The organism is Aeromonas sp. Y289-2 (assembly GCF_027705925.1).
GTDB lineage: Bacteria > Pseudomonadota > Gammaproteobacteria > Enterobacterales > Aeromonadaceae > Aeromonas > Aeromonas veronii.
In genome coordinates this window covers 20915-35090 of the sequence record NZ_JAPDCH010000022.1, presented here as the reverse complement: position 1 = coordinate 35090, position 14176 = coordinate 20915, and the positions used below count along the sequence as shown (strand labels likewise).

16 protein-coding genes are annotated in these 14176 nt (G+C 53.4%); 6 read left to right on the top strand and 10 right to left on the bottom strand.

Going from position 1 to position 14176, the window contains the following annotated elements; genetic code table 11:
- Positions 1–116 precede the first annotated feature (116 nt).
- From OKC43_RS20525 to OKC43_RS20505, 5 genes are all read right to left on the bottom strand, one after another.
- Entirely contained in the window at positions 117–542 is a 426-nt protein-coding gene (locus OKC43_RS20525; protein ID WP_198506623.1) for a DUF2787 family protein, read from the bottom strand.
- Positions 543–578: 36 nt separating this feature from the next.
- On the bottom strand, positions 579–1142 hold the full coding sequence (locus tag OKC43_RS20520; RefSeq protein ID WP_201976392.1) for a lecithin retinol acyltransferase family protein: 564 nt from the start codon (positions 1140–1142) through the stop codon (positions 579–581).
- Positions 1143–1226: 84 nt separating this feature from the next.
- Positions 1227–1913, bottom strand: coding sequence for a hypothetical protein (locus tag OKC43_RS20515; RefSeq protein WP_234923786.1), 687 nt, complete (start codon positions 1911–1913; stop codon positions 1227–1229).
- 228 nt (positions 1914–2141) lie between these two features.
- A complete protein-coding gene (locus OKC43_RS20510; RefSeq protein ID WP_043851829.1) occupies positions 2142–2333 on the bottom strand; it encodes a hypothetical protein in 192 nt (63 codons plus the stop codon).
- Between the two features lie 51 nt (positions 2334–2384).
- Positions 2385–2540 (bottom strand): hypothetical protein, encoded by a 156-nt coding sequence (locus OKC43_RS20505; RefSeq protein ID WP_113721835.1) that lies wholly within the window; start codon positions 2538–2540, stop codon positions 2385–2387.
- A gap of 274 nt (positions 2541–2814) precedes the next feature.
- On the opposite strand from OKC43_RS20505, the gene OKC43_RS20500 reads away from it, so the two are divergent.
- The gene (locus tag OKC43_RS20500) at positions 2815–3159 is read left to right on the top strand and encodes a helix-turn-helix domain-containing protein (protein WP_043851830.1); all 345 of its coding nucleotides are present in this window, start codon (positions 2815–2817) and stop codon (positions 3157–3159) included.
- Positions 3160–3297: 138 nt separating this feature from the next.
- On the opposite strand, the gene OKC43_RS20495 is transcribed toward OKC43_RS20500, so the two are convergent.
- Both OKC43_RS20495 and OKC43_RS20490 read right to left on the bottom strand, forming a co-directional pair.
- Positions 3298–4275, bottom strand: coding sequence for a YagK/YfjJ domain-containing protein (locus tag OKC43_RS20495; protein ID WP_231556989.1), 978 nt, complete (start codon positions 4273–4275; stop codon positions 3298–3300).
- Positions 4276–4668: 393 nt separating this feature from the next.
- On the bottom strand, positions 4669–4872 hold the full coding sequence (locus OKC43_RS20490; protein ID WP_042649675.1) for a helix-turn-helix transcriptional regulator: 204 nt from the start codon (positions 4870–4872) through the stop codon (positions 4669–4671).
- A gap of 431 nt (positions 4873–5303) precedes the next feature.
- Here OKC43_RS20490 and OKC43_RS20485 point away from each other — a divergent pair, with 431 nt between their 5' ends.
- The gene (locus OKC43_RS20485; protein WP_231556990.1) at positions 5304–7055 is read left to right on the top strand and encodes an H-NS histone family protein; all 1752 of its coding nucleotides are present in this window, start codon (positions 5304–5306) and stop codon (positions 7053–7055) included.
- Between the two features lie 181 nt (positions 7056–7236).
- On the opposite strand, the gene OKC43_RS20480 is transcribed toward OKC43_RS20485, so the two are convergent.
- Positions 7237–8457 carry a tyrosine-type recombinase/integrase gene (locus tag OKC43_RS20480; RefSeq protein ID WP_182927250.1) on the bottom strand — a complete coding sequence of 407 codons (1221 nt, stop codon included), beginning with the start codon at positions 8455–8457 and terminating at the stop codon, positions 7237–7239.
- A 270-nt stretch (positions 8458–8727) separates the two neighbouring features.
- Between OKC43_RS20480 and OKC43_RS20475 the strand changes: the two genes are divergently transcribed.
- From OKC43_RS20475 to OKC43_RS20460, 4 genes are all read left to right on the top strand, one after another.
- Entirely contained in the window at positions 8728–9609 is an 882-nt protein-coding gene (locus OKC43_RS20475; RefSeq protein WP_236271644.1) for a DMT family transporter, read from the top strand.
- Positions 9610–9867: 258 nt separating this feature from the next.
- Positions 9868–10686 (top strand): DUF3100 domain-containing protein, encoded by an 819-nt coding sequence (locus OKC43_RS20470; protein WP_236271643.1) that lies wholly within the window; start codon positions 9868–9870, stop codon positions 10684–10686.
- Positions 10683–11132: a hypothetical protein gene (locus OKC43_RS20465; protein WP_005349183.1), complete on the top strand. Its 450-nt coding sequence runs from the start codon at positions 10683–10685 to the stop codon at positions 11130–11132. The genes OKC43_RS20470 and OKC43_RS20465 overlap by 4 nt, the downstream gene beginning before the upstream one ends.
- Positions 11132–12313, top strand: coding sequence for a M20 metallopeptidase family protein (locus OKC43_RS20460; protein ID WP_236271642.1), 1182 nt, complete (start codon positions 11132–11134; stop codon positions 12311–12313). The genes OKC43_RS20465 and OKC43_RS20460 overlap by 1 nt, the downstream gene beginning before the upstream one ends.
- Before the next feature lie 89 nt (positions 12314–12402).
- On the opposite strand, the gene OKC43_RS20455 is transcribed toward OKC43_RS20460, so the two are convergent.
- Together OKC43_RS20455 and OKC43_RS20450 are read right to left on the bottom strand one after the other, a co-directional pair.
- Entirely contained in the window at positions 12403–13362 is a 960-nt protein-coding gene (locus OKC43_RS20455) for a LysR substrate-binding domain-containing protein (protein WP_005349178.1), read from the bottom strand.
- 135 nt (positions 13363–13497) lie between these two features.
- Entirely contained in the window at positions 13498–14124 is a 627-nt protein-coding gene (locus OKC43_RS20450) for a LysE family translocator (protein WP_064340079.1), read from the bottom strand.
- Positions 14125–14176 lie beyond the last annotated feature (52 nt).

Here is a 14176-nt window from a genome sequence, read left to right as displayed (position 1 = left end):
GTAGTAACCAGCGCTGGCCACGGTGGCGCGGTTGTATCTTGGCCTTGGCGGCGACCAGTCCCAGCCACTGGCGCGAGTAGTGGGTCAGCGGCAGTTCGTTAGTCATCACACACCTCCTACTCCCCGCTGACCGTGACGGTGAAATACCCCAACTGGGCGTAGCTAATGAAATTGCTCTGCCACAGGGCGAACAGTTCCCGCGCTTCCACGCCGGGCAGTGGTCCCCAGCCCTGCAGATAGTGTTCGTCGCAGGAGAGGTTGAAGTCGAGCTCTTTGCAGAGCTCGGCATCCTGGCCCAGCCCCTGGTAACTGAAGTCGGTGATGTAATCGAAGACCCAGCCGTGCAATCCCCGAATAAGCCGCAACTCTACCGGATGGACGCCACCCGTCTCGGCACTGTAGCCGGGGCTGCGAAAGTTGAAGGTCAGGGTCGAGAGGTCGGTGAGGTCGCGCTGTTGTTCCCGCACGACTTTGCGCAGTAAGTCAGGCAGCTCGGGGGAAATCGGCAGGGCCATCCCTGCCAAGTGAAATGGCATGGTCATCATGGTGTGTCCTTTTGGTATCGAATGTGAGAACCGTTAATCCCTGAACCAGCGCCAAGCGCGGTAGAGGCCGTAGGTGGCAGCCAAGGGTGCCGCCAGCGAGGTGGCCGAGCTACTCAGCAACGTACCGACTGCAGCGGTCACCACAGTCGTTGCTGATGGATTCAGTGCCGTGCTGGTGGCCATGCTAGGCAGGGCCGCAAGGGTAGGCTGCCGAGCCACAGAGTGAAGCACCTGATGTGCGATACACCCCGTGGCAATCAGCTGGTTAATCTGCTTGCTGTTGTGAAAGCCCTCGATACACCAGAGCACGAAGTGCTCGCAGTTGTTAAAGAGCGTGCTGTAGTGCGCCTCTCCAAGACGGGAGTAAGCACGGTCGATACTCTCCTCCCGGTTGAAAGCTCGTGCACTATGGTGCTGGATGCGATAGCCCCGCCCTTGGCTAAACTCGGCAAGGGTGGCGATAGCTATCTGACCGGAATGTATACCGGCACTGACCCCCTGGTAGTGGATAACCTGATGGTCTCCCAGATAGATACCGTGGTGCTGGTAACCGGTGCGGGGTGAAACGAGGTGGTCCCCCGGTTGTGGTAATGGCATGAACCGTTCCTTAAATAAAATGCGGCATAAAACAGAGGGCACCCGAAGGTGCCCTGATGGTGGTGAATGTGTGGAGGCTGGTGGTCAGGACTGCTTGCGCAGCGTTAAGCTGTTGGCATCCCATACCCAGCGCTGACGAGGATTGCCGGGCAGGTCGAGGGTGAAACCGTTGGGGGCGGGGGTCAGCTTGCCTTCGTCGCTGCAGGTACCAAAGGGCTGTGAAAGCATGGTCAGCGCCCCCGTCTGAGCGACCGCGAACTGATAGAGTACCGGGCATGCCACACCGCCACTGTGCAGCTCAAACAAGACCGCCTGCCCATTGGCCAGCGGCAATCGGTGCGTGAGCGTGATGGCGTCATATTCATCGGTGCGCAGCAGTACCTCACCCCCATACCGGATCTCGATGTTGTAATCGTCATTTTTCACGATGGTAAATGACGCGGTACTTGATGCGGCTGACGAGGGTGCAAAGGAGGGTTCGAAGTAACGGCTACCATCCGAGTAGGTCAGCATCATGCCGTTCAGTGAAACCGGCTGGCTGACACTGGGGATGAGCCTTGGCTCATCTTCATCCAGCGGCATCAACATGATGCGTTCCCCTTTCGAGGTCTCTATCCAAAACTGCATGCTGGCGAAATTGAGGGTGCCCTCAACGTTGGCCGGTACCCGTTTAGTGACCGTTGGCACAGTGAACTGGGGCGCCGCCCAGGTCGGTAAAGCAAACAGCGATAACCATGTGCACCACAGTGCCAGTCTGATTTTTTCTGTCATGTCACTCTCCAAACGAGTTATTCAATGGTGTAAGAGGCATTGCCCAGATTGGTGAAGAGGATGACCTCCCTCAATCGGCACGGCTCGGTCATGACCAGCCGCCAGCTTTCGGTGTAATTGAGCTTGAGTGGGAAATGGGTCCCCCCAAGCTGACCACCGATGTCATTGCGCAGCATCACCCGGCAGTCAGAGGGGGCTATACAATTTCCTTGGTGAAAGCGAGGCTCGTCACATTTTGAGAGAGCGCAGCGCCCCTTCTTTGGCGGCTAACATTTTGATGAATTCAGGGGCCCACTTCCTTCCCGTAACAATATCAATAATCGTCCTGTCGCTCATCTTAGGTACGTTATAAATGAGCTTGATGATAAGGCCACCCAAGCTATTGCCATTTATAGTTGTAAGCGTTTTCCAAAGTCCCATATTACCAACCTTCATGATTCAATTTTGACCATTAACATGTGCATCCGATAATCAACTATCTCTGCAAATCAACCAGTAAAGTAATCCGGCTAAAATCGGGTCAATTATAAGTCCGAGAATGAACCAGCCCCAGAATGAGCGTCCGTTACCAGCCGCAACAAATCCCAGTAATAAAGCAAGTCCAACCCAGATCAGGACTAATGGCATGAGGAGTCTCCTGTAATGTGTAAATGGCAAAAGAAAGCCGGGCCGATAAGGCGAATCTATCGGGTAGGCGAGACATTCGAGTAATGTCAGTGGGAGTGCTGGATCGATAACCAGACTCAGTCAACAAAGTGGCCAGAGGTGAGATCGTGTCGAACTCCTTTCGATGTTGGGGTGACTACTTCACTAAATTAGATCTAATGAGGTGATCCTCACCCCAAAGGGTCCTTAATGTCAATAAGTCCATGGCCAACCATACAGGTTGACTGGAGGACTTATGACAGACATCAACTTTGACGATCTAGCCAAAAGCGTCGGTAAAGCGATTGGACGGCAACGCCAACAAGCGGGACTGACCCAGGATCAAGTCGCAGAGCACCTGGATATCGGGATGGAAGCGGTCTCTCGGATGGAGCGGGGAAAAGTGGTGCCTACCGTGGTGCGGTTGGCAGAGCTCGCCCAGCTGTTTGAGTGTGAGCTTGCAGACTTCCTGCGTGAGACCAGCAACCGCCCCACCGAACAAGGCATTGTGCTCAGCCAACAGTTGGCTAAGCTCGATACAGAGGACAGAGCGCTGGTGCTGGAGGTGGTAGATAAGCTGGTGGCACGATTGGCGCCTTAACAGCTCGCAGTGCGCATCTGTGACTGACTGACACCCGATGCCAGGGTCAATAACTTGGGAGGCCGTAATGGCGCTCCCAAGCAGCTTCACAGCGATATCTGTTTACTCTCCCTTGATAATATCTATCTGAGTTCCTTTTCAATCAGACCGACAGAACAATAACCTAGGTCTGCCAAGGCGAGGTTGGCGTGATGGTCTCTCCATACGCCCGAAGGTCCGACGACCAGCTGGCAATACCGCCAATATTTGCGTATCCAGCTTGGTCAGATAACTCAGCGCATTAATCAGGTTTATGCGCTTGGTTGTATCGCTGTAGTGGACCATCCCAATACCATCAGTTCCCCATTCCCGATATTCCTCCCGCCTGACCTGACAATTGAAATAGCTCCCGTTATTGTCGGACATATCTTCCCATACCTCTCCCAGCGCTATACCCAGCGAGATATCTCGTTGGTGAACTGCCCCATTAAAAATGAACGTAATGTGGGTATGGAAACGTCTATCAACACCGAACTCCATTTTCCAGATATAGCCTAACAGAGCGGGATATTTGTTCTGTACTCGACGAAGGTAACAATTCCGATCTTCCGTCACGAGGTCTAACGTGAGCTGGTCGTAGTAGTCTTCGTGATAGCCGATATCCAATCGGATGACTAATAGCTTGGCATGCTGGTCGAATAGGCTATTAACATACGTCGCTATACTGCGCTGATTGCGGCTCTCAACGCGTTCAAGGTTCTTGAGGCACTTACGGTGCGCCTTACTCTTGAACTCTCTTAGAAACGCATACAGCGCGTTATTGATACCCCTGGCTAATTCGTCACCGACATCACTATCGAGATATCGCTCATGGATGAGATGCAATCCATAAACCTCTCGCATATGCGTTAGGAATAGCGATACCGTTGGATGCGCTGACGATACCTCCTCATGACAATAAAAATAATCACACACAGTATCCAATACATTAAAGAGTTTGGTTGATAGCCTACGGTCAACGCAAGTGATGTATGACTTACCTGGGGCTGAATAAACAGCCCTGACAATCGGGAATGTCATATGCTGGAGCTTATCGGTAAGTGTAAGGATATCTAATAGCTTAATTGAATTAAACATGATGGCCTCGCTTAGGCAGGAGTAACCCTACGCTGTGTGATAGACACACGCGCATATAGGGGCGATTAGTGGAGTGGTATTGGCTAACTATGCTGGTGGTAGCATGACCACCACATGGGAGTGGTGTAATGGTACGCGATAGTGGTAATGGTTATTGGTTGTATATGGGTGGCTGTACATAGCGTAGGAATAGTATTGAATAGAAGTAATGTTTAATGAATGGTAGTGATATCAAATAATAAATATACCTAAACGTGATACGCATGCCTTACCTACGAAAACGCCAAAAACATATATAAGAAGGCATGGCTATTTCCCTAACCCATGAGCCTATCAAGGTATGATTTATAACGCTGGAAGTTATGGAGCTCACTAGGGATGGAAAAAATGCATTCAAGACTGGCTTTTACGAATAAGCCAGCTATCAACATCGTGCTCAAACCAACCAATAGAGGCCTGACCTATCTTGAAGGGTTTGGGGAATGTTTCGTCATAACGAGGAGACTTGGGATTAAGCCAGTCATAGATAGTAGACCTGGCCATGCCAATCTTGTTGATGAGGTCTTTGATGCGCAGGACTTTGATGGTGTTGTTCATGGTGTGTACTCCTGATGATGTAGTGGGTTGTTTCATCAGAAGAGCGGGCCCGTTAAAAAACACATGATTAACTCGAGCGGGTGAGAGCACAATGAAGGCATTACGTTAGCAACCAGCCCCTCATTTGCATTGTATGGAGGTCTGAATCCACCATTTAAGGTCAGCTAGGGGCATGTAAGAAATTTTTTACGTACCACATCCGTGGTTTTTTAGTGGGTTTATGAGGGCCGTTTTGCGATATGGACGTTGGGAAACAAAGGGTCTACACGGCCAGCCAACTGCAACCACATTATATCAAAAGATACCTCTAGGCCTGATTTGTGACTTGAATTGCAATAATGAAAAACAAACGCAACTTACCTTAAGATAATGCGCTACTCTGCACTTTAAGTGATTTGACATTGTCTGTTTAGAATTACGGTGAAGATGATATGGCTAAAAAAGTAAAAAGTAAGTTGGCTCGCGAAATTGGAGACATAGTAAAAAGCCAAAGAAGATTTGTAGTTAGAGAAATCGAGAGCGACGATGCCAAAATTGCATCAAGTGAATTATCTTCCACCAGCCACTTATCTAATGAGGATAAAGTGGTACCGCCCGAAGCGCACTTAAAACCATCGCGCAGAATAACCTCCAAAAAAAAGAATGAAGAAAAAATCGCAACCAATATAGCGAGACCGTATGCAATATATGATTGCAATGATGCGTGGGTCGTCGCAGCTAAGCGAACAAGGACAAACATACATGGTGCATTTTCACGAGAGGGATTAGGTGAGAAAGGATTAAGTGCAGGTAAAAATGCCGAGATAGATATTTTTATTGCGGAAAATAAATCGTCTGACTCGGTGTACAGTAACAAAAAAATTCTGACAGATGACTTTGATACCTTCCTTTGCATATATAAGATTCTGCATTTTATCTCATATATCAGAGAGTTTAACTTTCACACCCCCCCTCGGATCGGTCGCCGACTCGAGACATACAACAGCTTGGAAGATTTGAATTCAGATATTCAAAGTAACGTGCAGATAGAAAATGTAAATCAACGGCGCATATTCACCAAGGTACAAAAAAGAAACATAAAGGAGAGAATAAGGCGTTTGTTGAAAATGAATGTGAGCGCCATTTTAGGACATGATGATTTTTTGCAACACCTCAATGTGCATCCTGCAGTGTCGCTTTTCATCAATACCGTTAATGCAAACAAAATCGACATAACAAATAAAGGCGATTTTGAACGTTACTTTTCGATGGATTTGATTACCGCCTTCGTTAATCGATTCAATTTGATATTCAATCAGCCAGCCTATAAAAAAGCAACCAGTAAAAGGCTGTTCAATGTGCAAGAAAACGTGGCTTCAGTGATGGAACATGCCAATACCATCATGAAAAGTGGCAGTACTCATGCCATACGATTTTGCCTAGGGTTCAATTTCAAGTTTGATGATGAGTATGATGTTGAGTTTGAAAAGGCGTTGGAATTGAGATTGAAAACCCCCTCTCAGGTAAATGACTACAGGCTAATGACGCTACGTGCCGGCAGAAATGCAGTGTTTAGAAATGGTGCTAAGAACCCCATAATGAAATATATTGATGGTTATATATGGAAGATGGATTACTGCTCTGTCAGGGGATATTACCTGCATGTGATTTTATTTTTAAAAGAGAACTGGAGCAAACATTTTAATATCATGGAGTCAATCGGTGAGATGTGGCGGGAAAAGGTTAGAAATGGAGATGTGTTTTCGTATCGAGGTACACGAAGCCGCATTAACCTTCAAACGGCTACGAATCAACAAAAAATGCTTAATGATATTCGCGACTTGTTTATTCAAGATGTACTTGCGTATGCAGATACTACACTATCAAGTGGCAAAAAAATTCGCACCTTTGGTAAAGGAGCACAAAAAGGGTGGGTTCTCAACTCGACGCAACAGGGTAAAACTAAGCCGACAGCACACGAGCAAAAGCTGGCTAAGTTCCAAACGCTGATGGACAAGGCTGGAATTGATCCAGCTGAACTACTTGCTGCAATCGACAAAAAAGCTAAACGAGCCCCTCGTCCTCCGAAATACCGTTACGTCAAGAATGGGGTGGAGCATACCTGGACCGGTCAGGGCCGCACACCCAAGTTCTTGGCTGAACAACTCGAACAAGGTCGTCAGCTGGATGAGTTCCTCGTCTAAATAGATAAGGCCATGCCGATAGAGTGTGGCCTTTCTGTTTTTTACAGGCTCCAGCTCTGTAACTGCGGCTAACATGGCCAGCATGGCTGTACAGGCTGGGTAAAAATGGAGGGTACACTCGATGTAACCTCCATAGGCACAGTCTAAAAATCGAATTTAAGAAAAGAGCTGCTGTACTCCCCTATCCCACTTGTAGATGCACAATATTATTGTCTGCCGGTTTTTCTGATGGTTTCAAAATCCCTCCCCACAACTCCAGAGCCATTTTTTGCTCCGGTAACCGAACCGTATGAACATAGTGAGCCATTACACCAGGTAGAGCATGGCCTAAAATTTGTTCCACGACATGAGGGGCAATCCCAGCCTCGTTTAGGCGGGTCGCCAAGCTCCTTCGCAGATCGTGCCATGTCCAAGGGGCGCTATGCCCGAGCCGCTTCCAAATCCCCCTTCCCCACTGACTTACCGCTTCTGGTCGCTTGAGTTCCCCTAGCAAGTATGGGGATGACTGTGCGGCGGCTGCTTTCAGCAAGGCGTCTATCGTCGGCCGAATAAAATCAGGTATTGGTCTCACGATTTTATTACCTGTTTTTGAGTTAGACGCAGGTACTGTCCATGTACCTTCGGCTAGATTCCATTCTTCGGGTGCTGATAGCCGAGCTTCTTGAGTTCTTGCACCGAACGACAATAGAATCTTGGCCAAATTTCCGTAGTAGCAATATGGACCTAGCTTCTCAGCCCAATCCCATAGTGTTCGCAGTTCTTCTAGCGTCAGAACCCTATCTCGCTTACTTGCTTTTTGCCCAACATCAGCGACGGTCAAGTCATCCAATGCATTACTCACTGCAAACTGTCTGACACGGCAAAACTTCAGAGCATGCTTACAGTTTTGGAAACAATACCCACTAGCCACAGGTGCTACCTTCGAGTATTCGTCAAAGACGCTCAACCAGTGACGAGTATCACAATCTGACAAAGGAAGATCTCCGATACGGGGATAGACCCACTTAGCAAATTGCTGGCGATGCTTCTCACTGTTCGACCTTTTCTTATCGGCGTGATGACAGAGCCAATACTCGAGTGCATCTTTAACCGTGACAGGCTTAAGCCTTTCATCTTTCCCGATCCTAGTCATCAAGGCGGGATCATAGCCCTCTTCCAACCAAGCTCGACATTGCGCCGCCTTTTTCCTTGCCTCGGAAAGCGACAGCCCCCCCTCTTGGCCGGTATAGGATCCCAGAGTCAGGTTTTTTGCCTTGCCTACAATTCGATAACGGTACACGAAGCTGACTTTTCCGCTATTCCTCCACAGAACAGATAGCCCATCCCTGTCCGCAACCTTTCTGGGCGTATCATCATCGTGACCACGCAGCATTGCTTTGAGTTTTGAATCTGAGATTGCCATTTTGAACCCACACTTGAACCCACACTTGTCTTATATCCCCTAAGATGACTTTAGACAACCATGGAAATTTAGACGATATAAATCAACAATATAGATGCAACCTATAGACATAACCAAACAGCATTAGACACGCAGTGTGATAATACGGCATGAACTGATTGCTGGCCGCGAGCCGCGACGGCGGTTCAAGGCAGATGCGAAAGGCGCCAGGTAGCAATACCTGGCGCCTTTCCTTTATGCTCTCCCCTCCATTTCACCATGACGACCCCGATGAACCGCACACCTCTGCTGCTGATGGTACTGGTCACCCTGCTGGCCGCTGCTGGCTGGCTCTTCTCGAAAGAGGCGATCCGCGAACTGCCCCCTGCCGCCTTTATCGGCAGCCGCTTTCTGCTGGCGGCGCTGCTGTTGCTCCCCCTGGCCTGGTTACGCGAGCCACCGCCGAGCCGAGCCCAACTGGTGCGCGCCGCCGGCTGCGGCACATTGCTCGGTGCCAGCCTGCTGCTGTGGGTCACCGCCATCAGCCAGAGCGATGCACTGGGCAGCGGCGCCTTTATCATGAGCGTCGCCACCCTGATGGCCCCGCTGGCCGCCTGGGGAGCCTTTCGGGCCAAGCCCGGCCGCCACTACTGGCTCACTCTGCCCATCGCCATCGCCGGTTTGCTGCTGCTCTCCAGCAGTACCCACTGGGGCGTGTCGCTCTCGCTGTTCTGGTTTCTGGCGGCGGCCACCACCCTCGGTATCCAGCTTGCCGTCCATCGCCACTTCGCCCAATCCATTGCCCCGACCTGGCTCACCTGCATCCAGCTGGCGATGACCGGCCTGCTCGGCACCCTGCTCTCCCTGCTGACCGAACAGTGGCCCGAGGCTGGAGTCAGCAACGGCATCTGGGGCTGGTTTGCGGCGAGCGTCTTGATCGCCACCACATTGCGCTACTGGCTGCTCACCCATGCGTTGAGCAAGATGACCACCGCCCACGCCGCCCTGATGATGCTGCTGGAGCCGATCTGGACTCTGCTGCTGAGCACCCTCTTCTATAGCGAACCCCTCGGCGGCGCCAAACTGGCCGGTGCCGGACTGGTGCTCGGCGCCCTGGTGCTCTACCAGCTTCCCCTGCTGCTGCGCAGTGCCCGCCTCAAAACGCCCGTCTGATACGCGTCACCGCCCTGCGGGGCGGTGTCGCCATTTCACTCCTGTTTGCTTATCTTGTCCTGCCAATGCTGATGTTCTGTTAACGACATTTAACCCTTGGTATCCAGAGGGTTAAAGGGCATACCCCATGAAAAAATGCCATATGGCCAGCTTGATGAAGGTCACATTCCTGCCCCTCTTCGCTCCCTATGATGCCCCCATCATCGGTCTGGACAATCCTGACGATGGCCACACATGGGAATAACAAGAGAAAAGACTATGCAGCAAACCAGCCCCCTCAAGACGGTCACGGTCAGCATATTGGCAACCGCCATACTGATCTTTGTGGCCCAGTACCTGATAGGCAAACAGGAGATCAAGATCGGCATCGCCATCATCCCGATCCTGCCGATGCTGTTTGCCGTCATCATCGGCATGATTGTCTCCGCCAAACCGGTCAAGGATCGCATCCCCGGCTGGAAGCAGCTCTTCACCGAAAAAGAAGAGGGCTTCTGCGGCAAGATGGTGGGCTTCAGCCTGCTGATCCTGGGCACCCAGTACGCGGGGATGATCATCCCCAACCTGAAGATGATCCTGAGCGTCGGCGTGCCGTTGTTCCTGCAGGAGATCGGCAACCTGCTGCCAATCCTGATCGCCATTCCACTGGCAGTGAAGTTCGGCTTTGGCCGTCGCGCCATCGGGGCCTGCTCCTCCATCAGCCGTGAGCCGTCGGTCGCGGTGATTCAAGGCAAGTTCGGCACCGGCTCCCAGGAGTACATCGGCGTGCTGGCTATCTACCTGTGCGGCTCCGTTATCGGCACCCTCTGGTTCAGCGTGCTGGGCAGTATCGCCCCGCTCACCGGTCTACACCCGCTGGCGCTGGCTGCAGGCTCTGGTGTGGGCTCAGGCTCCATGCTGAGTGCCGCCTCCGGCGCCCTGATCAACGGTCTCGATGAGGCGCTGGCCCAGCAGGTGCTGAGTATCGCGGCAGCCTCGAACCTGCTCTCGTCTGCCCTCGGCGCCCTCTCCCTTACCTATCTGGGTCTGCCGCTCGCTGAAAAAATCTATGCCCTGACTGCCAAAGGAGAGAAAGCATGAAAAGCATCGTAATGGATATGCGGTTCGTCTTTCTGGCGATCCTGCTGGCTATGTTTACCCAGACCCTGACCACCGGCACTCCGCTCTGGCTTATGGGTGACAGCTTCGTCGCCATGTCGCTGGTGGTGTTCGCTTCGCTGATTGCCAAGCGCTATCTGCCCTCCTCCCTGCCGGCATTTGCCTATGCCACCATCATCGGCATTCTCATCTGCCTGCCGGAAACCCCGGTGCGCGGCCTCTTTATCGACGCAGTTGCCAAGATCTCCTTCCTCTCCTGCTGCGTACCGCTGCTGGCTTTTGCCGGTCTCTCGGTGGGCGGTCAGCTGGAAGAGCTGAAGAAGATGTCCTGGAAAGTGATCCTGATCTTCATGATCGTCTCCACCTGCTGCTTCTTCGGCGCCTCGCTGGTGGCCCAGCTCGGCTTCTCCATTCAAGGGATCATCTGATGAACAACATCCACATTGAAGCGGCCCTGTTGGCCCTGCGCGACTTCAGTCAGGAAGTGCGCCACCATCTGCACACCATTCCGGAGGCTTCTGGCGTCGAGTTCAAGACCTCGGCCTACTGCCGCGAGCTGATGACAGGCTTTGGCTACCGTCTCACCGACTACCCGGGCTTCACCGGTTTCCACGGCGATCTGGTGGTTGATCCTGTGCTGCCGACCCTCGCCTTCCGTGCCGATATGGATGGCCTCGAGATGCACGACATGAGCGACGTTGCGTTCAAGTCGACCCACGAGGGAATGGCCCACAACTGCGGTCACGACTCCCATATGGCGATCGCCCTGACCGCAGCCAAGTTTCTGGCCGCCAACCGCGATCGCCTGCAGTACAACGTCCGCTTTATCTTCCAGATGGCGGAAGAGGATATGCGGGTGCCGGGCGCCGAGAAGATGGTCGAACTGGGCTGCATGAAGGGGGTAGACGAGGTCTATGCCCTCCATAACGACGGCGCCATGGAGACCGGCACCATCAAGTTCAACCACGGTGTCATGTCCTCCTGGGGCTCCGCCTGGACGCTGGATGTGCACGGTATCTCCGCCCACGGATCCACCCCCCACAAGGGGCTGGATGCCATCCGCGAAGCGGTGCGGATCATCGAGGATATGGACTACATCGTCGCCAAGCGCACCAGTCCGTTCAGCCCGGCGGTGTTTGGCTGCGGCATGATCAACGGCGGCACCATCCCCAACGCCATCGCCGACCATGTGCAGGCGCGCGGCACCATCCGTGCCATGGATGCCGAGACCGACCAGATCCTGAAGAACAGCTTCAAGGAGATCGTGGCCCAGAGCGAACTGCGCGGCTTCAAGACCAAGATGGTCTATGCCGGGTATCCGGCGGTCGAGAACCACGCCGATGCCTGCGCCCGTCTGCTGCAAGCGGCCGCCGACGTATTGCCCTCCGAGGGGATCAACGCTCAGGGTCAGCCGATGACCGGCAGCGAAGACTTCAGCTATATGGTCAACGCCTGCCGTGGCCGCAAGGGGGCCATGTTCTTCCTCGGCAGCGGCTGTCAGGCCAAAGGGATCTGCAACTACCTGCATGCGAATCCCTACTACCTCGATGACGACTGCCTGCTGGTCGGAGCCCAGATCTTTATCAATCTGGCGACCCGCAGCGCTTAATCCCGCATACCGATAAAACCAGAAGAGAGGCCAAGGCCTCTCTTTTTTGTCTCTGTATTTTTGCTCTGTGTACGACAAACAACCCGCGGTTAGAGCCACGGCAACTCCGCCATATTGGCAGCGGGCGGCTGGTTGATAAGGTGCAGCTGCACCGTCTCCCGGCTGATATGGGGGGCGTAGAGGTGGATAAAGTCGTACATGTAGTCACGCAAATGGGCATGTTTGCGCAGGCAGATGTGGGTGGCACTCGAGGCGATCAGGTGGTCGATGTTGAGGCTCACCAGAGCCTCCCTATCCCCCTCGTCAAAGGCTACGCTTGCAATCACCCCGACCCCCATGCCGAGCCGGACGTAGTGCTTGATCACGTCGGTGTCGGTGGCGGTCAGCACGGTTTTCGGCGAGAGGCCGTGACGGCTGAAGGCCTTGTCCATCTTGGAGCGGCCGGTAAAGCCGAACACATAGGTGATGAGGGGATAGCGGGCCAGATCCGCCATCGACAGCGGCTGGCAGTCGATCAGTGGATGACCGTGGGGCACCACCACACTGCGCCCCCAACGATAACAGGGGACGGCGGCCAGCTCGTCGAACAGATACATGGACTCGGTGGCGATCGCCATATCCACATCGCCGCTTTGCACCATCTGGGCCAGTTGGGCAGGTGCCCCCTGATGAAGCTGGATCGCCACATCGGGATAACGACGGCTGAACTCGGTGATCACCGCTGGCAACTTGTAGCGGGCCTGGGTGTGGGTAGTGGCGATACGCAGCACCCCGCTGGTGGCCAGCTGCTCCCCAAGCGAGAGCTGGTTGATCTGCTCCACCTGCGCTACTACCCCCTTGGCCAACTCCATCACCTGCTCGCCTGCGCTGGTCAAGCCGACCAAATTTTTCCCCTTGCGGGTAAAGAGGGCGAGCCCGAGCTCATCTTCCAGCATCTTCATCTGCTTGCTGAGGGTCGGCTGGGAGGTGTAGAGCTTCTCCGCCGTCGCCGAGATGTTGAAGTTGTTCTTCACAATCTCGGTAAAGTTCTTGAGCCGGGCGATGTTCATCTGGGCAAGGGATCTCGCTGCTGCGGCCAGTGGGGCTGACCTGAAAAAGAGAGAGCGGGGCTGGCCCCGCAGCTGACCGCCGACCATACCACAGCGCGGCGCACGATAATCTGCCCCAGGTCAGAAAGCGGCGAGCTAGTCGCTGGCCAGCTTGATCCCGAGCCCGACAAACAGGGTGCCGATGCCCCGGTTGAGCCAGCGACCGAGACGCTGCGACAAGCGTACCTTGTGGCTGGCATAGACGGTGGTAAAGACCAGCAGGTGACACCAGATGATACCGCCCAGATTGAAGATGCAACCGAGCAGGATAAAGGCGAGCGCCTTGTCGGGGGCATCCGGCGCGATGAACTGGGGCACGAAGGCGAGAAAAAAGAGCGCCACCTTGGGGTTGAGCACATTGGTCAGCACTCCCTGCCAGTAAATCTGGCCATAGGAGAGGGCGGGCAGGGTGGCCCCTCCCTCCATTGCACCCGTTGCCTGCTGGCGCAGCAGGGAGAACCCCAGATAGATGAGGTAGATGGCGCCAGCCAGCTTGATAAGGGCAAACAACTCGGCCGAGGCACTGAGCAGGGCCGACAGACCCAGCGCCGCCGCCAGCACATGCACCATGACACCGGTGCCGATGCCAAGGGTCGCGACCGAACCGGCACGCCACCCTTGCGAGCCGCTGCGTAGCATGACCAGCAGGGAGTCGGGTCCCGGCATGATATTGAGCAGCAGCCCCGAGACCATAAACAGTGCAAGATCATGAATACCGAACATCATCCTACCCTCGTAAAGCAAAACCAAACAAAGAGGGCTCCGCAGAGCCCTC